Origin of the sequence: Acinetobacter sp. (assembly GCF_036666595.1) — a bacterium.
Taxonomy (GTDB): Bacteria; Pseudomonadota; Gammaproteobacteria; order Pseudomonadales; family Moraxellaceae; genus Acinetobacter.
The window spans coordinates 1-637 of record NZ_JAVWVO010000101.1 but is presented as its reverse complement, the minus strand read 5'-3'; the positions used below and the strand labels follow the sequence as shown (position 1 = coordinate 637).

Here is a 637-nt window from a genome sequence, read left to right as displayed (position 1 = left end):
GGCCGTTTTACATTTTGTTGCTGCAATTGTTGTTGCAATTGCGCAAGCCGAGCATTTAATAGTTGAATTCGTCGGTTCTTTTCTTGTAAAGCCGATGCAAGTTGAGTTACGTCCCTCTGTAATTTAACCGTTTTTTCACGGGATGTCATAACTTTTGTAGATAATTCAGTATTTGTCTGATTCACCTGAGTATTTTTCTTGGCAGAGCCTTGTGGTACATTTTGCTCATTATCAGCAATTAAACTCATTTCAGCCTGATCTAAACGATACTTTGCAGATCCTGACTGTTTTCGGGTCGTGATTGGCGCAGTTGGTGTTTTGTATTTAACTTGAGGTGTTTGTTTATAACTTGCCGCCAGATTTAATGCAGCACCACGACGAATACGATTAACGTCGCCTTGAATAAATGCATTGGCGTTATTTTCTTTAATTTGTTTCATGACTTCAGGAATACTTTGATGTGTTTCAGCAGAAATTCTTGAAGCGATTGTCCAAAGTGATTCATTGGCTTGAACAACATGTTTAGGGGCATTGTTATTGCTGACTTTTTTGACTTGTTGTTTTTCTGATGGTACCGTTTTTGCTGTTTCAGGTTTTACTTTTGCCGTTTCTGTTCTTTTGGCAATTTCAGGTTTAG

General features: G+C 38.1%; 1 pseudogene. It reads right to left on the bottom strand.

The window, feature by feature from the left end:
- Positions 1-637, bottom strand: a pseudogene (locus RR876_RS17010) (hypothetical protein); the annotation flags it as partial.